The 18,462-nt window shown below is 52.3% G+C and carries 18 protein-coding genes; 5 read left to right on the top strand and 13 right to left on the bottom strand.

Annotated features, from left to right (window positions below; all coding sequences use genetic code 11):
• Positions 1–260 precede the first annotated feature (260 nt).
• The 3 genes from rsgA to ACO0LI_RS17890 form a co-directional block, all read right to left on the bottom strand.
• Positions 261–1,340 (bottom strand): ribosome small subunit-dependent GTPase A, encoded by a 1,080-nt coding sequence (gene rsgA / locus ACO0LI_RS17900; protein ID WP_423034238.1) that lies wholly within the window; start codon positions 1,338–1,340, stop codon positions 261–263.
• Between the two features lie 423 nt (positions 1,341–1,763).
• Entirely contained in the window at positions 1,764–3,944 is a 2,181-nt protein-coding gene (locus ACO0LI_RS17895; RefSeq protein ID WP_423034236.1) for a DUF4214 domain-containing protein, read from the bottom strand.
• Positions 3,945–4,162: 218 nt separating this feature from the next.
• Positions 4,163–4,927 (bottom strand): SDR family oxidoreductase, encoded by a 765-nt coding sequence (locus tag ACO0LI_RS17890; protein WP_423034234.1) that lies wholly within the window; start codon positions 4,925–4,927, stop codon positions 4,163–4,165.
• A gap of 243 nt (positions 4,928–5,170) precedes the next feature.
• Here ACO0LI_RS17890 and ACO0LI_RS17885 point away from each other — a divergent pair, with 243 nt between their 5' ends.
• The 3 genes from ACO0LI_RS17885 (at position 5,171) to ACO0LI_RS17875 (ending at position 8,525) form a co-directional block, all read left to right on the top strand.
• On the top strand, positions 5,171–5,644 hold the full coding sequence (locus ACO0LI_RS17885) for a hypothetical protein (RefSeq protein ID WP_423034232.1): 474 nt from the start codon (positions 5,171–5,173) through the stop codon (positions 5,642–5,644).
• Positions 5,645–5,924: 280 nt separating this feature from the next.
• Positions 5,925–7,280: a glycosyl hydrolase family 18 protein gene (locus ACO0LI_RS17880; RefSeq protein ID WP_423034230.1), complete on the top strand. Its 1,356-nt coding sequence runs from the start codon at positions 5,925–5,927 to the stop codon at positions 7,278–7,280.
• 363 nt (positions 7,281–7,643) lie between these two features.
• Entirely contained in the window at positions 7,644–8,525 is an 882-nt protein-coding gene (locus ACO0LI_RS17875; RefSeq protein WP_423034228.1) for a hypothetical protein, read from the top strand.
• Between the two features lie 269 nt (positions 8,526–8,794).
• Here the strand turns inward: ACO0LI_RS17875 and eutC are convergent, their stop codons facing one another.
• Genes eutC through eat form a run of 3 tightly spaced genes read right to left on the bottom strand, consistent with a single transcriptional unit; the run spans position 8,795 to position 12,431 of the window.
• Positions 8,795–9,595, bottom strand: a complete 801-nt coding sequence (gene eutC / locus ACO0LI_RS17870) for an ethanolamine ammonia-lyase subunit EutC (RefSeq protein ID WP_423034226.1) — start codon at positions 9,593–9,595, stop codon at positions 8,795–8,797.
• Complete coding sequence (locus ACO0LI_RS17865; protein WP_423034224.1) at positions 9,592–11,019, bottom strand: ethanolamine ammonia-lyase subunit EutB; 1,428 nt, start codon at positions 11,017–11,019, stop codon at positions 9,592–9,594. Before ACO0LI_RS17865 ends, eutC begins: the two co-directional genes overlap by 4 nt.
• Positions 11,016–12,431, bottom strand: a complete 1,416-nt coding sequence (eat, locus tag ACO0LI_RS17860; protein ID WP_423034222.1) for an ethanolamine permease — start codon at positions 12,429–12,431, stop codon at positions 11,016–11,018. The genes ACO0LI_RS17865 and eat overlap by 4 nt, the downstream gene beginning before the upstream one ends.
• Positions 12,432–12,611: 180 nt before the next feature.
• Between eat and ACO0LI_RS17855 the strand changes: the two genes are divergently transcribed.
• Positions 12,612–13,019 carry a hypothetical protein gene (locus tag ACO0LI_RS17855; RefSeq protein WP_423034220.1) on the top strand — a complete coding sequence of 136 codons (408 nt, stop codon included), beginning with the start codon at positions 12,612–12,614 and terminating at the stop codon, positions 13,017–13,019.
• Between the two features lie 171 nt (positions 13,020–13,190).
• Here the strand turns inward: ACO0LI_RS17855 and ACO0LI_RS17850 are convergent, their stop codons facing one another.
• From ACO0LI_RS17850 to ACO0LI_RS17830, 5 genes are all read right to left on the bottom strand, one after another.
• A complete protein-coding gene (locus ACO0LI_RS17850; protein WP_423034218.1) occupies positions 13,191–13,397 on the bottom strand; it encodes a hypothetical protein in 207 nt (68 codons plus the stop codon).
• A complete protein-coding gene (locus ACO0LI_RS17845; protein ID WP_423034216.1) occupies positions 13,387–13,998 on the bottom strand; it encodes an RNA polymerase sigma factor in 612 nt (203 codons plus the stop codon). Before ACO0LI_RS17845 ends, ACO0LI_RS17850 begins: the two co-directional genes overlap by 11 nt.
• A gap of 161 nt (positions 13,999–14,159) precedes the next feature.
• Positions 14,160–14,369 carry a YgaP family membrane protein gene (locus ACO0LI_RS17840; RefSeq protein ID WP_422954184.1) on the bottom strand — a complete coding sequence of 70 codons (210 nt, stop codon included), beginning with the start codon at positions 14,367–14,369 and terminating at the stop codon, positions 14,160–14,162.
• 86 nt (positions 14,370–14,455) lie between these two features.
• On the bottom strand, positions 14,456–14,797 hold the full coding sequence (locus ACO0LI_RS17835; protein WP_422954185.1) for a low molecular weight protein tyrosine phosphatase family protein: 342 nt from the start codon (positions 14,795–14,797) through the stop codon (positions 14,456–14,458).
• A 91-nt stretch (positions 14,798–14,888) separates the two neighbouring features.
• Positions 14,889–15,614 (bottom strand): hypothetical protein, encoded by a 726-nt coding sequence (locus ACO0LI_RS17830; protein WP_423034214.1) that lies wholly within the window; start codon positions 15,612–15,614, stop codon positions 14,889–14,891.
• Between the two features lie 247 nt (positions 15,615–15,861).
• Between ACO0LI_RS17830 and ACO0LI_RS17825 the strand changes: the two genes are divergently transcribed.
• Entirely contained in the window at positions 15,862–16,308 is a 447-nt protein-coding gene (locus ACO0LI_RS17825; RefSeq protein ID WP_422954188.1) for a hypothetical protein, read from the top strand.
• Between the two features lie 9 nt (positions 16,309–16,317).
• Here the strand turns inward: ACO0LI_RS17825 and ACO0LI_RS17820 are convergent, their stop codons facing one another.
• On the bottom strand, positions 16,318–17,106 hold the full coding sequence (locus ACO0LI_RS17820; RefSeq protein ID WP_423034212.1) for a hypothetical protein: 789 nt from the start codon (positions 17,104–17,106) through the stop codon (positions 16,318–16,320).
• A 135-nt stretch (positions 17,107–17,241) separates the two neighbouring features.
• Positions 17,242–18,411, bottom strand: coding sequence for a serine hydrolase domain-containing protein (locus ACO0LI_RS17815; protein ID WP_423034210.1), 1,170 nt, complete (start codon positions 18,409–18,411; stop codon positions 17,242–17,244).
• Positions 18,412–18,462: the final 51 nt, after the last annotated feature.

The following is an 18,462-nucleotide window of genomic DNA, read 5'->3' as shown; positions in this document are numbered from 1 at the left end:
CGCTCTGTCTGGCGGCGCTGGTGGTCAATAGCCCTACGCGAAGTGAACAGCCCTGCGAGATCACGCCCAGCCAGGCAAAATTTTACGCATCCCTATTAACGCAGACAATCCTCGCTATATCGTCAGATGAGATAGTCGTAGCCGATATCACATGAAATTAACAGTACCACAAAATTTCCTAAAAAACTGTAGCGAGCAATGACGCACGAGAATGTGTGCGCAGCTATTTGTACGTGTGGCGCTCCTTTGATTTATATTGGCTAGCTCCGCTTCATCCTGTCCTTCTCCTTCACTGAACGCATCAACACCTTCCACTTTGACCTTGCTGCTATCCGTTCCAGCGGGGTTTGCTGGTGGCGGCGGGTTTCGCGTTGCAGTTTCTGGAAGTTGCTGAGCCTGTCTGCATCAATGGCATCGCGCACGGCGCAACCGGGCTCACTTTGGTGGCTGCAGTCGCGGAACTGGCACTCTGCGGCCAGTGCATCAATGTCGGCAAAGCTGGCGCTGAGTTCCTGCTCGTCGAGATTGAGTTGCAGAGTGCGCAGGCCGGGGGTGTCGATGATGCAGGCACCGCCGGGGCACAGGTGCAGCGAACGTGCGGTGGTGGTGTGCTGGCCGCGGCCATCAGTGGATCGCACGGCACCGGTATCTTGCGCGCTACTTGCCAGGGTATTGGTCAGCGTCGATTTGCCCGCGCCGGATGAGCCGAGCAAGATCAGAGTCTGGCCAGCCGCCATCCAGGGTGCCAGCAAATCTGCTGTCGTGCTGCTCTTGCCGTTGACGGCAAGCACAGGCACACTGGCCGACAAGCGTTGTTCTACCTCGGCCAGGCGCGCCTGCGTATCTTCGTGCACATCGGCCTTGGTCAGCACGATGATGGGGGCGACCCCGGCGGCTTGCACCAGTGCCAGGTAACGTTCCAGCCTGCGCAGCTTGAAGTCGCTGTCCAGGCCCATGACGAGCAGGGCGGTATCGACGTTGCTGGCCAGTGCTTGCAAACGCCCTTCATTATTGCGGCGTGCCAGATGCGTGAATGGCGGCATGCGGGCGATGAACCTGTAGTCAGCGCCGGTATCGCCATTATTGCTCAACAGGCCCCAGTCGCCTACGGCCAGGTTGCTGTCATCTGCCGCCAGCTCATGCAAGAGACGCGGCAGGGCGCGCACCTGCATGCTCTGGCTGCCATTGTGGACGACCAGGCTGTCGCGGTGTACTTCAGTAATACGTGCCATTTGCAGGCTGGCATCGTCGTCATTATCTGCTGCCAGTGCGTGTAACTGGTTGGCGATAGCCGGTGTCAGGCCGATCAGGCGCAGGGATGTGAAATCAAAATTGATCATGATAAGTGTGTCTGTCCATATTCATGGGCGTGCATCGTTTTTGGATACACTGAACCATCCCGCAGGCACGGCAAATAATAAAAAAGCCGGGGCGAGCAGGAACGAAAAAAGAAAATGGAAGTCGGCGCGCGATCAGACGCACAAGCAGACGCACAAGCAGACGCGATTTTAGGCGCGCATCAGCACACTAGCGATAAATTTTTTAAGACGCCAAGAAAAGATGTGTGCGGCGATAAAGGCAGCGATGTGAGCAGATCAGGCAGCCGACAAGAGGGCAATATCCGTGGTTCTCATGATGTTGTCTCCTGTGGTGGTTGATGGAAGCTGTAGTGTGCCAGTAGTAGGCGGGGGCGTCAAGTGTACGTGCAGGCACCTGGCAGTAGAGATGCAGGGACAAGCATGTCCCTGCATCCCTACTATCTGTCAATACGCGTAATCGACAATATCTGCTGCACCAAACTGGCTGGCACCAAGCAGTTTGACGATGACATCTGTGCCCGCAACAGTATTGGCGATTGTAGAAGTGTGTTCATACAGATAAGTACCTGCGGCCTCGCCACTGCCGATGGTGATCAGGTATGCCTGCCCCGCAGTTGCCGATAGTGCCTGTCCGGCTGCGGCCGCGCTGCTGGCAATATTGCTGGCGAGGCTGGCAAAGTCAGAACTGTTGATACTGATTTTACTCAGCGATGTCGCTGCTGTACCTGTAGCGAATTTATCGTTGCCAGTGACATTGAAATTGCTGATGGTGCACAGCGCAGTCTTGATGGTTTCTACTGTCGAATATTTAATCTCCATCTTGTCATTTCCGCCGCCCGTCCTGGCAAGCTTGATATTGGTTGGCGTGGAACTGCTGGTCGTCAAGTTAAAGTTACCAGTCTTGCCTTCTGTCTCCTGCACATTCACCAGTGCACCGTTGCCCGTTATAAATATGCTGGAACCTGGTTGATAGACATTTACTGTAGTTGAGCTATGTGTTGAGTAAGCTCCCAGGAACAGCATGCCTGTACCACCAAGATTGACGGTGACTGCCCCGGTTCCCAGGAACTCGTAAAAGCCCACGGAATTGGTACCGGCCGTGGTCAGGTTGATGTCGCCAGTTGCGCCAAATTCATAAAAATACGCCTTGGGCTTGCTGCCCGCGCCCGTGATGTCAAAACTACCGGCACCAGAGAATTTGATCGTGCCACCGCCACCATTGCTCATGTCAAGTTTGGTAGGCACGGAGCTGTAGATAGTGTGGTCTTCGGTGTTGATATCTTTGACCGTCAGCGTGCCACCTTTGTCGGAAAGGTCGATGCTGGAAAACTGACTGTTTTCTATCGTAAATTTGCTGTTGCCATACAGCGTCAGCCCGTATGCCTTGGCGCCGGTGATACTCACATTTTGTCCGCCCTTTGCAGCGATAGTGACATTTTTGCTGCTGGACAGGCTGATGGCAAGATCGCGCGATGGGGTGACGTCCAGGCTGGTGTCGTCGGTTCCGCGTACGATGATCTTATTGAGGCCTATCATGTTGACACGATCCAGTTTGAAACCACTGCTGTCAGTCAGTTCCAGTGTATGGTCGCCCGTACCGGTATTACTGAAATTGAAGCTCGCCCCTTTGAGGTTGGCACTGCTGCTTTTGATGATAGAGTTAGCCTGCGCTGCAGCCTGGGTGACACTCTGGTTGATGCCGCCCAGCGTGACTGTCGATGTACCGCTCTGGTTATTCAGGTTCACGGTCTGGCCAGACAGATTGCCAAGTACGATATTGTCACCGCCACTGATGCGGTTGGCATTGATAACCGTGAAACTGTTGAGGAAATCATTGCCCGCATTGCTGGTGTCAGCACCCGCTTGCAGGTTCAGTGTCTGCACGGCGCTAACAACTGCACCGCTGTGCGAGGTTGGCGTAAAAAAGCTGTTGACATTGAGCGCCACTGCCGCGCCGTTGCCTGTCAGCCTGGTATTCGATGTCAGCAACTGGCTATCGTCTGCGGTGAAATAAAAGTCCCCGGTCTTGCTACCTGTATTGTTCTGGCCCGCCAGCACAGGTACGAGGACTGCGTTTGCCAGTTTGTCGTTACCGTAGGCTGCGTTCGACGTTAATTTTTCAGTGATGCTGACCAGGCTGTTGATGGCATCAATACCGCTGGAGATATCAACCACAGGGGCCAGCCAGCTCTTGGCTGTGTTGAATGCTGCGCCACCGAGGTTATAGGCATAATCTGCCAAAGGGTCAGTGACCAGTTTTTTTGTGAATGCAATCGCCGCTGCATTCTTGGATTGCACCGCCATCTGGTCTGCACCTGTGGCACCGTTCAAAATCGCAATCGCTGCTGCCCCTATGCTGACCTTGCCAAATTTGATCTGGCCACTCCAGTACGCCAAGCCATCAGTGTCAGCCTTGTGGTTGAACAGGTTGTTGTACAGGGCATTGATGGTTTGTTCTGCTGTGAACCCGGCAAAGGCGCTTGCATATTCCTTTTGTTCAGAAAAACTCTGCGCGATCTGCAAGAGGCTCAGGCTGACATCCTTCCAGTAAGCGAGACCAGCCTTGTCGGCAGGGCGGTTGAAATAAGCGATGTACAAATTCTGAATCTCGACTTCGGTAGCCATGTAAAAACCTTGTTGCTGAGCGGGAGTGGGGCAATGCCTTGCCAAAAGAGTCAGCATCATCGCAAAAAAACAGGAACTTGTATATATGCAGGTGCCAGCAAGGTGAGTAGGGTGCGTAGGGTACGCCATGCGCACCGTTACAGGTATCAGTAAAATTAAAAAACGGTGCGCACGGCGCACCCTACCAGTGGAATGTCAGTACAGGTAAGGAACCCGCCTCAAGTCCTGTTCACTGACACCCCGCCATCCACCAGCATCGCTGTACCCGTCATGAATGAAGATGCATCCGACGCCAGGAACAGTGCTGCGCGCGCAATTTCTTCCGGCTGTGCCAGACGTTTCAATGCATGCAAGCTGGCGACCTGGGCCATGGCCTCTGGCGTGTGATTCATTTGATGTGCCATCGGTGTCTCTGTGCCACCAGGCAAGATCGCATTCACGCGTATGCCTTGTGCGCCAAATTCTGTTGCCAGTGCCTGCGTCAAGCCATTCAACCCCGCCTTGCTGGCGGCATAGGCGGCCACACCAGGAAAACCCACTGTATGACCGACAAAGCTAGATGTAAAAATCAGGCTGCCGCCACCGCGTTTGAGCATTGCAGGTATCTGATATTTCGCGCCAAAAAATGCACTGTTCAAATTGGTATCCAGCGTATCTTGCCAGCCATCGGCAGACACTTGTGGTGTTGCCCCCATTTCACCCATGGTGCCTGCATTATTGAAGGCAATGTCGAGGCCGCTAAATTCTTGTACGGCAAATTCAACCAGGGTTTGCGCATAGGCTTCCTGCCTGACATCGCCCGCGATGCCTGCAGCACGGCCACCCGCCTGCCGTATCTGTGTTACCAGACTATCCAGCTCAGGCTGCCGCCGCGCAGCAACAATCACGCTTGCCCCTGCGCTGGCAAACAGCAAGGCCGCAGCCCGCCCTATGCCTGAGCTTGCCCCGGTGATGATGGCGACTTTATTGTTCAGTTCTATCATGCTCTTCCTCTTTAAGGTGTCTATATGGTGTTGGACAAGAGCAGGCAGTATTGATGTTCAGACCTGGACAGTCTCGCCAGAAACGGACTGGGGATTTTTTGAGGAATGGGCTACCAGTATATTCTGCGGCTTTCGCACGCTAATTGAGCATGCGCGTAGTTTATACTTGAGGCGATATCGCGACTGCGTTTCTGAAGATCGCGCTACAAGAACCACACGGATAAAACTTGTAAAGGCTACAGATTGAATGGGCTACTAGAATTTTTGCTGGAATCAGTTCCTGTAAATCAGCTTGCATCTTTGATGTCCAGGCTCGCTATCGATATTTCTAATGTGCGAAACTTTGAGCAAAGTGGTCTTGGAGAACTTGAATTTCAAAACGTCTTTAGTCAAAGCTTTTGGGCGCAGATATTCAAAGGCGAAAACTACAGCAGCTTTTTCTTAAATCTTCATGAAATGAAGATTGATCAGCAAATGTTGAAAAATCCAAGCGTGCAGATTATCTATGGCGAAAGTGCTTTTGATGTAGTCATACTTTTATCCACCAAAGACTGCAGCGACGCAGGCCTGGTGTTAGCCTCAGACTTTTTTGTCTGGTTGAAAGACCTCGCTCATACTTTTGGCGCACTTGGCTATTGTGGTGGACTGGAGCCCGCCTTTGATGCAGCAACTCAGTTGTTCTCATCAAAAGGCTTGGGGCCTATAGATCATATTTAAAAAGCAAAAAAACTGGCAATAAATTGTTTTTTTGATATAATAAAAATGTTAACTTTTCAGCAATCTCTCATGCTGCTCCTGGCATAGGAATTGATACCGGAATTGTTAACGTCAATCCGCTTTTTAGCGCGATTGCAAAGCTCACCCAGTCCGATTTCTTTATGAAGATATGCAGATGGCATGAGGTGCTACGCCGACTTTATGGCCTTTACGGCCATCATGCTGATGGCTGCATATTGAGGATAGGCAAACTATCACATCAATCCAAAGGAGTATCAACATGGCAGACCTGGCAAATGGCATCAATGCGTGGATCTTTCTGAATGAAGATGAACCACCCGGCACCAACTACGACAGCACAAACAGTTGCTTTCAAACACTGATCAGCAATAAAACCTATAACAGCGCAAACTTTCTCGGCATCGCTTTTTTCGCGGTCACCCCGGCTGTGAATGGTGACACCATAGAAATTGGCAGTTCAACGCATGAAGGCGGGCTCAGCAATCAGGATTATCTGAACTCTGTGCTGCATGATGCGCGCCAGGTTAACCCCGGCATCAAGTTTCTGGCGACGATGGTGTATTCAGGCGCCAATACCCTGGCCGCGATTTTTTCCAAGACAGGCGACCCGCAGACACAGGCAACGCAATTTGCCAATAATCTTGTCAGCTATCTGCAAGGCAATGGCATGAATGGCCTTGATATAGACTGGGAAGGCGATGTCTCTGACGACATGACCCAGGACCAGTTCAAGATACTGTTCTCCACGATACGCCAGGTGTTTGATGAGCAGCCTGTCAAATATTTCTTGTCATTCACACCTGCATGGCCGACTGATTCCATCGACTATCCCACCGTCAACAGCGCCTTCGATTTTGTCTCGCCGCAATTCTACGACGGCACTCCTTTATCCAGCTTCATCAATGCCGGTTTTTCCCCGTCCGTGATCGGTTATGGCGCGCAGTTTGAACCAGGTAATTCAGCACCTAACGCCAGCGCACAACAGGTATGGAATGCCGTTTCCACAGGCTTTAACAGCGGTGGCAAGCAGTACAATTATCAGGATATTTTCATGTGGCGCCTGAACTCAGGCAACTTCCAGTTCGAGCAGGCGCAGTTAATGATCCTTGATCAACTGGCGAACCCGCCCGCTGGCAATGCCTTTGACGACACCGCGATTATCGCAGCAGCGGGTAACCCGAATATCACGCAAGTGACGGTGCGCTCCGGTGATGTGCTCAACGCCATACAGTCCGTCAATACCGGCACCGGCCCTTACAACATCGGCACCCAGAACAAGGAAACCGGTATCTTCACCACCCTGCAGCATGGCGGCAATAGCGGGGCCAGCCAGGTCGCCAACATCCCGTATAACGATCCGATAGTGTCCGTCTCTGGCTATACCGGCACATGGTTTGGCTGGCAATGCGTCCTGCAACTGACCCTGACCGGAAAAAGCGGCACCACTTATGGCCCCTACGGCAGCATGGCCCACGCCAGTTCCCGCACTCCTTTCACGCAATCGGCCTCGTCAGGACAAAGCGTGGTTGCTTTCAAAGGCAGCACTGTAACGGTTCCCCTGGCAGATGGCAGCCAGACGGCGATCATTGCTAGCCTGAATGCGGTTTTTGCCTGAGTGATTTTTTGCCGGGCCTGCACTGAGACTGTGTGGGTCTGGTGAATTTTAAAGAATGCATCTCATCCCGTTGATGACATGAGTTCTGGTAAACGTTCCTGAAAATATCCCTGATTGAGCGTAGATACGACTGTGCATCGCCATTGATAGTCGTGCAAGCGCAGTGTGGCAGTATCGCACGCTAACAATCGATTTCCATACCTGACATTATCTTGCATGTAGGACACCGCCGACCCAATTTTGAGAATTCCGCCATTTAATTTGCTGTGCCGGATTGTTATCCTTCTCTTATTCGCGATGCACAAAAAAATATAAAAGTGCACGCACAATTTTTGAAGAACAATTGATCATCAGGAGCACTCCATGGCTGGATATACACTAGAATTTATTCCACAATTCAAACAATTTAACTTGCGTACGCAGCTTGCAAAACCTGCCCGCGCAATGCTGCTCATGAGTTGCATGGCAGCAGCCGCATCAACAGTATCTACGGCATCTGCGGCAGATACCACGGTATCGCCTGCGCTTGACCGTGCCAGTGTGTCGTTCGGTGCTATCAATGCCGATACCAGCTTTCAACTTGGCGTCAACACCACATCGGGCCGTTACGAAACCCCGTCTTATGATGGCGAAAGAGTGACCATACCCAGGATCAAGGCAGATTTTTTGCTGGGCCACAGCCAGGGTATTTCTTTTGATTATTATCGCTACGATAAATCTTATTCCTCCAGTCTCAACGGCAGCACGACCCTGAATGGTCAGCCATTGAACGGCACTGCTGCACTGGCGGCGGATGCGCGGCTGGAGATAGGCCAGGTGGCTTACCGTTGGTGGATGGGTCAGGGATCTGATGTGGTGGGCTTGGGGCTGGGGGCAGCCTATTATCGGGCGACTGTGGGTGGCACGGTGACAGGCTCGGTAGCTGGCATAAGTAATAGTGGCGCAGATAGTTTTGAGCGTAGCACCTTTGCACCCTTGCTGGAGCTGGGCTGGCGCCATTCGTTCACACCAGCTACGCGCATGTTCGTCGAGGCTTCTGGCGTGAAGAAAAATGGCGGCAGCATCAATGGCCATATCTATACAGCGACGATAGGTGCAGAGTGGTTCCCGGTGGAGAACATCGGTATCGTGGCAGACTATGGCATATCCAGAATCAGCCTCACACGTGACATTGGCCGTGATGACAGTGCACAATTGAACCTGCGCCTGAATGGGCCGTCGCTGTATGTTAAAGCAAGGTTTTAAAAAGTCCTTGGACTTGTTGGTGTTGTGAGAGACATGGAGCAATTCAGCTTTCACATCTGCAAAAGCAATTAACTTATCCGGTGGCTTGAGTGGTGCGTTGTAACGCACCCTACTAAACTCAAGCGTAGCCGTGACGTAGGGTGCATTATAATGCGCTCTACGTGACGGCAATTGCGATGGATGTTGAATAACGGGTAGGGTGCGCCGTGCGCACCGCTTTATTTTCACATACAAATTACATAAGCATGAAGCGGTGCGCATGGCGCACCCTACTTTTCCAGCAAAAAATTCGACACGGCCTGGCTGCCAAGCTGAACCGGTGCGTCTGTTTCATCCTTCAAAGCCACTCCCGTTAGCCCTCTCTTGCGTGCTTCTGTCAGCAGGTAATGCATCTTGTAAGCGGCGGTATCGTAACTAAGGCCATCGGGCCGTATGTTGGAGATGCAGTTGCGCGCAGCATCAGTCAAACCTGGTTGCGGTGCCCAGCTCAGGTAGGCTCCCATGCTGTCGGGGGAACTCAGGCCAGGTCTTTCTCCTATCAAGACGAGTACGGCACGCGCATTCAGCAGCGCACCTGTTTCATCTCCTATGGCAACCCTGGCCTGGGTGGCGATGACGATGGGTGTCAGGCTCCAGTTGTCAGGCGTGAGTCTGGCCTGCAAACTTGACAGCAAGGGCAGGGCATTTTGCGCGACGGCAGGGGCTGATAAACCATCGGCAATGACGATGGCGAGATCGCTAACCGGGGATGGCAATTGGCCCAGATGCTGGCGTGCTTCTTCATTCAATCGGCGGCCCAGGTCTGGCCGCTGGAGATAGGTATGACGGTCATGCGCCGCGCTGTTGACATGCATGCTCGCATATCCAGCAGCTTGCAAAGCCTGCGCCAGTGCAGCGACATCCAGCGCCTGATGCACGGCATCACGAGCCTGTGCATGGGCGAGCTGGAAGGCCAGTTGCGCACCGGTAGGTACGCTGACGCCAGCACGGCCCAGGGCAATGCGCGCCTGGGTGAACTGGCGCAGGGCTTGCCATGGGTTGGCATGGACAGGAGGCTTGACTGTACTCATCTCAGTCTTCGCAGCGCAGGTGCAAAACCCCGCGGCAGGGCATCATGTAATTGTAATTGCTCATCGTGCTTATCGTCGTGCTTATCATCGTACTTATATATCTCCATCTGCTTGAGCCATGCTTCAAACTCAGGCGCAGCCCGCAAGCCCAACACACGCCGCAAATACAGCGCGTCATGGAAAGACGTGCTTTGGTAATTGAGCATGATGTCATCCGACCCTGGCACGCCCATGATGAAATTACAGCCTGCGGTGGCGAGTGATGTCAGCAGGATATCCATGTCGTCCTGGTCAGCCTCGGCATGGTTGGTGTAGCAGACATCGCAACCCATGGGCAGGCCCAGCAGCTTGGCGCAGAAATGGTCTTCGAGGCCAGCACGTATGATCTGCTTGCCATCATAGAGATATTCAGGCCCGATGAAGCCGACGACAGAATTTACCAGCAGCGGTTGGAATTTGCGTGCCACTGCATAGGCACGTGCCTCGCAGGTTTGCTGGTCCATGCCATGATGTGCGTTGGCTGACAGGGCACTGCCCTGGCCGGTTTCAAAATACATGACATTCTGGCCCACCGTGCCTCGCCCCAGTGACAGGGCGGCACTGCGTGCTTCAGCCAGCAAGGCGAGGTTGATGCCAAAGCTGCTATTGGCTGCCTCGGTGCCCGCGATCGACTGGAACACCAGATCGACTGGTGCCCCACGCTCGATTGCCGCCATGGTATTGGTCACATGGGTGAGCACGCAAGACTGGGTGGGTATAGCATATTGTTCTATGATGGCGTCCAGCATGTGCAGCAGCTTGATCACTTGCGGCACATTGTCGCTAGCGGGGTTGATGCCTATCACGGCATCACCACTGCCATACAATAAGCCGTCGAGTATGCTGGCTGCGATGCCTGTCGTATCGTCAGTAGGATGGTTGGGTTGCAGGCGCGTGGCGATACGGTTTTCCAGACCCAGGGTATTGCGAAATGCCGTGACCACGCGACATTTCTTAGCTACCAAAATCAAATCCTGTACGCGCATGAGCTTGCTGACGGCGGCAGCCATTTCTGGTGTGATGCCAGGTGCCAGTGCGGTCAGCGTTGCAGTATCTGCTGCATCTGACAACAGCCAGTTACGAAAATCTCCCACGCTCAAATGGCTGATGCTGGCAAACGCAGCGGCATCATGTTCGTCAATGATGAGGCGCGTCACTTCATCACTTTCATAAGGCACCAGTGCTTCATTGAGAAAGGTTTTCAGTGGTAACTCTGCCAGACACATTTGCGCGACCACGCGCTCTTCTGCCGTGCTTGCGGCGACACCTGCCAGCAAATCGCCAGACCTCAGCGGCGTGGCTTTGGCCAGCAAGTCTTTAAGGTCGCGGAACTGGTAAGTGCGCGTGCCGACGATGTGGCTGAATTGTGCAGGCCTTATGCTCATCGTGCTGCGGTTTCTGTGGTCATGGGATTGTTGTCTGCTCCATGCTGCAATGGCGAACGCCTGCCCACTGTCATCGCATGATAAACATAAGCCAGCCCCAGGAAGAGACAAAAAATCCCGAATATCAGCAGATTATAATAAATCATGGTCGCCATGCAGATGCAGGCGCTGATCAATGCAAACGCTGGTGAGTAAGGGTAAAACGGCGCACGGAATGGCCGCACGGTATCCGGCTCTGTGCGGCGCAGTTTGAACAGGGCCAGCATGCTGACGATATACATCAGCAACGCACCAAACACGCTCATCGTGAGTATATTCGCTGTCAGGCTCTGGCCGCCTATCTTGATCAGTTCATCGCTATAAATCGCAGCAATACCGATGGCACCGCCCGCCAGAATTGCCCGGTGCGGTGTCTTGAAGCGCGGGTGTATTTTGGCAAAAAAATGCGGCAGATAATTCTCACGCGCCAGCGCAAATATCTGCCGTGAATAGCCAAGTATGATGCCGTGAAAAGAAGCAATCAAACCAAACAGGCCCAGCCACACCAGCATGTGCAGCCAGTTGCTGTTATTACCAACCACCAGCTTCATCGCCTGCGGCAATGGGTCATTGATATTCGACAGCTTGGTCCAGTCACCCACGCCACCAGCAAACACCATGACACCTATCGCCAGCACCACCAGGGTGATGATGCCGCCTATGTAAGCTATGGGGATGGATCGTTGCGGGTTGCGCGATTCTTCTGCCGCCATAGCGACACCTTCTATCGCCAGAAAGAACCAGATCGCAAACGGGATAGCCGCAAACATACCGGGCAGCGAAGCGATGCTGAAATGATCTTGTCCGGCCCAGCCACCCTTGGTGAAATTGCTCATGCTAAAACCCGGAGACACCACGCCCATGAAGACCAGCAATTCAAATATCGCCAGCAGGGTGACGGCCAGCTCAAAATTGGCCGCGATCTGTATGCCCAGAATATTCAGTGTCATGAACACCAGATAAGCCCCCACCGCCGCCGTCTTGGGATTAATTTCAGGAAATTGCACATTCAGGTAGGCACCTATCGCCAGCGCAATGGCGGGCGGTGCAAATACAAATTCGATGAGAGTCGCAGCCCCGGCTAAGAAACCACCGAGAGGCCCAAAAGCCCGCCTGCTATACGCAAATGGCCCGCCCGCATGCGGTATCGCCGTGGTCAGTTCAGTGAAGCTGAAGATGAAACTGGTGTACATCGCCGCAATGAACAGCGCCGTGACCGTGAAACCCAGCGTACCGGCAGAGGCCCAGCCATAACTCCAGCCAAAATATTCACCAGAGATGACCAGACCCACCGCAATGCCCCACAACTGCAAACTGCCCAGCGTGGGTTTCAACTGTGCAGTCGTGGTTGAGCTTGCCTGATCTGGGGTCATGGATAGCCTCACTGTGGGGTAGGTATCTTGAAGTATCCATGATTCGCGGAGTTATCACAAGTGCCAGAATTGGGTTGGAAGGGAGGTTCTAATTCGTATATTCTGTGTACCAAGACAAGTTATTGTTACGCTCAACTTATATTGCAATTATTAGCTATCACAAAAAAACGAGGCTCCGTCATGAGTTTGAACGCCCATTTATATATAGCAGAGACATTTTCCTATGCAAATTTGCGCGGCTTTATTCTTGACCGTGGTGGCTGGGAGGTCCAGTCGAATTCAAAAGATGCGGTACAGTTCTTTTTACCATTTCTAGAAGGACATGCTCACATATTCATGGATTTGATCTACAAAGAAGAGATATGGGACGATAGTGATATAGTTCATCTACAAAAAATTCAAGAAAAATTAGGCACAAAGCCAAAAGCAAGCATATTTTTTGATTTTGGCCGAGATACAATTCCACAATCTTATTATGAACTGGCTTATGATTTTTGTCGTAAATGGCATGCGATCTTTGAAAACGTTCCAGAAGAACTTCTTTCTTGTGAACAGTTGAAAGAGGCGTTGATACTGTCAGTTTGGTGATTGCTTTTGAATACTCTCCTGCTTATTCACTGTAGCACTTGCGCTCAATGTGTAGGTTGGGCTACGTCTTACCAGCCCAACACTCGGCGCTTAAATAACGTATACGTCTATCAAAGGCCGAGTGTTGGGCTGATACCCCGTAGCCCAACCTACAGGAAATTCAGCTTACGGTTAGCCCTTGTTTCGTCTCTCATAAATCGTCTCAATCAAACCCATCATCCAGCACATGGGGCAGCCGCGCATCAACAAAAATGCAGCTATGAGTGCCAGGCCTGACCAGAGCATGCCAAATGGTTCAAGCAATAAAGCGGCGATCACCAGTACCAGCGCACCAAGACCGCGCAGCAAGTGCACCGTCACAGATGTGCTACAAAACATGATTGCCTCCATCTCGTTCAGCAACTCCGGTAACTCCGGCAGCGTTGGCAACCTCAGGTGCACCATCCTTGAGCCAGTAACCACTGCTGAGCAATTGCTCGCGCACCTGTGCACGGGCGCGGTGCAGGCGGCTTTTGACCGCTTCCAGGCTCAGGCCCAGTTGGGCGGCGACTTCGGGGGCGGTCAGTTCATGCACGTCACGCAGTATCAACACTTCGCGGTAAGGAGGCGACAGCCTTTCCATCGCGCGTACCAGGTCCATGCGCAAGTCAGTCGGCACCATATTGGCCATGGGCATGTCGTGTTCATTGAGCTCATCCAGGGCTTCATGGTATTTCTTGACGCGGAACAGGCGGTAACACTCACGTTCAACGATGCGGAACATCCAGGTGGCAAAGGTCGCCGCACAGCGCAGCGCGCCTACCTTGCGGTACAGCGACCACAAGGCCATTTGCACCGCGTCTTCGGCATCCTCGGCATTTGAGCAGGTGCGGCGGGCAAAGCGCTTGAGATCGGGCTGGCAGACTTCCAGCAATGTGGCAATGGCTTTACCATCACCTTGCCGGGCGGCTTCCAGTAATTGAGGGCGGGACAGGCTCATCTCAGTTATCCAGGTATTTGCGCCCTGGCGGACTATAACAGTAGGAGATAGAAGTGAAAGACGCTTGCCCGGCGATCAGGACAAGGCGCAAAGCACAGTGATAGCAAGCTATCACGAGCATTTGCAACACAGTCATGATCGTCGCGCAAGTGGAAGGCACTCTATTTCCTACTGTTGTAGTTCGCCAGTATTGCGCAGGCGGGGCAAAAACCGACAAAGGCGGTCATGATCATGGTAACAGCGCTGGCGATGATAACCCAGTTCAGCATGCCGCCAACTTGACCACTGTATGCGAGCCAGAACAGCAACAGGCCGCTGATGATGCGCAGGGCGCGTTCCCAATGGGGCAGATTACGTTTGAAATGAAACATGGTGAACTCCTCTTTGTAATGAATGACATAGACCAAGAGTGTTCAGATGCGTAAAAGGATTCAGATTTTTTTAAATAATTTAAAAATCAGTTTAAACCCAGGATGTCGCCTATAGCTTGTTGTAATTGTTCCACCAGTTCTGCATCCATGTACTTGTATTCGTCAGGAATATCCAGCACATGCACAGGCTTGTGTCCTATGAGGTTGCGGTAGCTGGCCATGAGGCGGGACTTGTGCTTTTCTTCCATCACAAAAATGACTTCTGCCCATTCTATGTCAGCGGCAGAGACCGGGTGGCGGGCATTCGGGCTGGTGCCGCCAGAGCGGGCGCGCACCATGGGGTGCTTGCGCCAGACCTGCTCGGCAGTCGGGCTGCGCCACTGGTTGCGGCTGCAGACGAAGAGGGCGTTGATGGGGGTGTCAGGCATGGGATGCTAAGAAAAGATGATGAATGTCATTGTAGTACAAGGCTGCGCTACCCTTGTGTTAAGGAGAATTTTTGCCGCCTTTGCCTCTGAGTCAGACTGGTTTTCGTGGCGGGCATTTAAAATTGATCGTGTCTTCATAAGTCGCGAAGCAGCATTTGCTTCCATACTGGCTAAATGAAAAGGCTGCGATTTTGTCCAAATCCAAAGGAAAATTTTTGGGTAATGGATGTGGTTCGACTGATTTGAAGAGATGGTTTTTGTTGAGATAGTCAACTTGCCTGATAGCGTATTCAGTGTCGTCTTCAGCAATTTCACGGGGAGCATAAATTTTATGGATACGTACTTTACCATCATTAAATTCGATTTCACCTACATACGCCAGGACGCCAGTCCAGCTACGGCAGAAATAAATCCTGGATTGGTAAAGGTAAATATCCCATTTTTCTTCCATAGCCTGTGACTTGAATAAGGCACCATCAGCAATTTCCCCGGCATACGGGTATTCAAGCGAGCATGGTATTTCCATGCAGTTGTCAGGAAGGAGTCCTATCAGCCTTTTACCAAAATCACCCCGCAGATTGAAGTAGGATTCTACGTTTTGCTGGCTGGTGGTCGATCTCAGTGATTGTGTGTAGGCAAAGCAGTCGCAGCCTGCAATGCCAAATGGATTTCCCGGGTCTGTGGCATCCATCCATCTTGGTGCGAAAGACGTATTTTCCGGCTGCTGGGGGCTTAAGTCCCTGGGGGCAGCATCACTTTCTTTCTTGGCTGGCGTAATGTTTTTCTTCCACAGTCTGGATAAAATTTTTTCAAACATGGTTCTGCTTGTACCTGATATTGGTCAGTGAAGAATTATATGCTTAAAATCAAAGGGAACCCGAGCCAACTTGCCCTTCGCATCTGCATTCATGTATGGAACCGGGACGTATGCAATTTCTGTCTCCTGTCCTTAAAAAGAAGAAAAGCCCAGTGACAATCTGGCAGCCGCTCGGATACACTACGCGGTGCAATGCAATGCGCCCTGAGCAGGGTGTTTTCCCAAACATGACAACATCAGGATAATTATGGAAACTATGGGGCCGGTATTCGACATCAAGACTGAATACAGGGATAGCAGGAAAAGTGAAGCAGTAACGTTCACCGCTGCACATGCGCAGATTTGGGGCGAAATTGGCCTGGACAAGTATATCAAACAGCTTGGTGTCTGCCTTGTGATTTATTTGCTTACCCTCGGTATTTTTTGGTATTCGGTAGTGACAGGTAGGCCAGTCAATCCGCTAGTGAGCTTGTTTTTCATGCTCTTTGCTTCGTTTAATTTCATTTTCCTGACGACGAGGGCCTACAAGATTCAAGTTGCCCTCAAGAAGCATGGTTTTCAGAAGCAGGGCGGGTGGCATGTCGTAGTGGGCACGCTGCTCCTTAATCCGTTTTTTCTAGGCTGGTATATTTCATTGTCTGTGCTGATAAAGGCACTTTTGACACGCAGACGTGTAATGATCGCTGGACGGTGAAGCACTTGCTCAGTGCCTGAACATTTCGAGCTTGTCACCATTAACTTCTACGACGGTAGTGGACCAGCAGCCTGCCAGTGAACTCTTATGCTGACTTGCTGCGCTGGCTGGAGTACTTGCGGCATTGCTGGCAGCAGCATCCCCCTCATCATCATTATCATCTGCGCCATCGTTCTCACAGATGAGCCCATCCAGCCACAGTTGCAGACGACCATTTTTGTTGAGGCTGGTGACGGCACTGAGCTTGCTGCTTTCATACATGAACTTGAACTGTGTGATGTCTTTCAATTCCACGACGCCGGTCTTATCGACGGCCAGCATGATGCCGTAGTCGGTGTCGTACCAGCCTGGGTTACCGTCTTGGCCGGGCGATACCAGGTAATAGCAATCGCTGACCAGCAGCTTTTCGGCAACATCCTTCTTGAAATACACGCTTATTTTTTGACTCTCGCAATGCTGGTTTTTCAGCTGGGCCAGAGCTTGCTGGCGCTGGGCCGGGTTCAGGTATTGCGAGAGCAGGGCACGGTCTTCGAGTACGGCTATATCAAACTTTTCGGCTGTGGGGGCGGGCAGCATGCCGGGTTCATCCCTGACGCCTGGCAGTTTTGTCACAAGCGGTGCACTGGCTGCTGACTGCGCAGGGGCAGAAGCTGCGGCGCTGGCGATTGCATCAGCACTTGCGCTGGCACTTGCATTAGCACCGGCAACAGGCCCATCCTGATGCCAGAACAGCCAGGCAAATACCGCCACCATGAGCGCGGCAGCGATGAAAATAAAACGCAATTGGGATTGATTCATACCGGCAAACACAAGCAATGACAAGACCCGCCAAATTATACGAGCAGCCCTGGCATTGCCAGTGTTTTTACCCAAGGTAACAAATGCGCCAGCTTGCGGCTCCGGCTCATTATCCCTGCGCCTGCCCCCGTCAGATTACTTAGCCCCGTCGTCGTAGAGTGCTGCAATGCCGCCCGCCAGCGCATGTGGTTGTGATCCCTGCAGATTGGTCAGTACAACCACGGTCAAATGCTTCTCAGGCAGGTGTACACGCCAGGTGGCAGCACCGCCACCGTAAGAAATCGCAGCCTGTTTGCCAAAGGGCATGAAGATAAAGCCCAGGCCATAATCACCGTCCTGACCATTGCGCAACTTGTAGGGCGTGTTCATTTCTTTGATCAGCGCAGGTTTGATGAGCTTGCCGCTGGCCAGTGCCTGCTCAAAACTGACGAGGTCGTGGATATTGCCATTCAAGAGGCCGGCCGGGGCCAGGTAATCGGGCATGAACTTTGCGCCATAGTGGTAAATCTTGTCTTTCATAACCACGGGGCGGCCATTCTTCATCTCCAGCTTGCTATGGTCTTTGCTGATATCGAGTGAAGTATATAGGTCACTGCGGCCAGGGATGATGGACCAGGCATCACCAAACTTTGCGCCAGTGATGCCCATGGGCTGGAACAAGCGGGTTTGCACAAACTGCTCATACGGCATGCCACTGATTTTTTCTATGACCATGCCCAGCAGCATATAGCCAGTCTGGTTATACACAGATTTTTCACCTGCGGGCTGCAGCGGCAATTTTGCCAGCTCCTGAATCAGGATGTCACGGTCGCCGCTGATGGTGGTGATGTTGACGTCATCGGTAATCGCATCCGGCAAGCCCGAGGTATGTGAGAGGCAATGACGCAGCGTGATGCCAGACCAGGCCGCAGGCAGTTGCGGCAGGATTTTTGTGATGGAGTCGTCGAGGGTAATACGGCCATCCTGCACCAGCAACATGATGGCGCTGGCGGTAAAGGTCTTGGTCATCGAGGCCAGTGTATAGACCGTTTCTGTTTTCGTTGCCACATTGTGTTCCAGGCTGGCCAGGCCATAAGCGCTTTCCTTGATGAGCTTGTTATCACGCAACACAGCCACTGTCATGCCGGGGATATGCCGCTTTTGCATTTCAGCACGGACATAATCATCGACAGTGTCGGCATGTGCCTGCATGGGGCAGGCAGCCAAGCCACCCAGCAAGGCCAGGCTGGCGGCAAGAACACGGTATGTGGGGAACAGGGATGGTGCAGAACGCAGTATTGATTGTACGGATGGTATTGATTGCATTGATTTCTCCTAGTTTGATTTTCACGCTGGCGGGCAAGGTTTGCCATATCG

The sequence above is a fragment of the Undibacterium sp. Tian12W genome (genome assembly GCF_049339405.1).
GTDB lineage: Bacteria > Pseudomonadota > Gammaproteobacteria > Burkholderiales > Burkholderiaceae_D > Undibacterium.
Note: the sequence above shows the minus strand (reverse complement) of the source record. Positions and strands in the feature narration are given on the sequence as shown.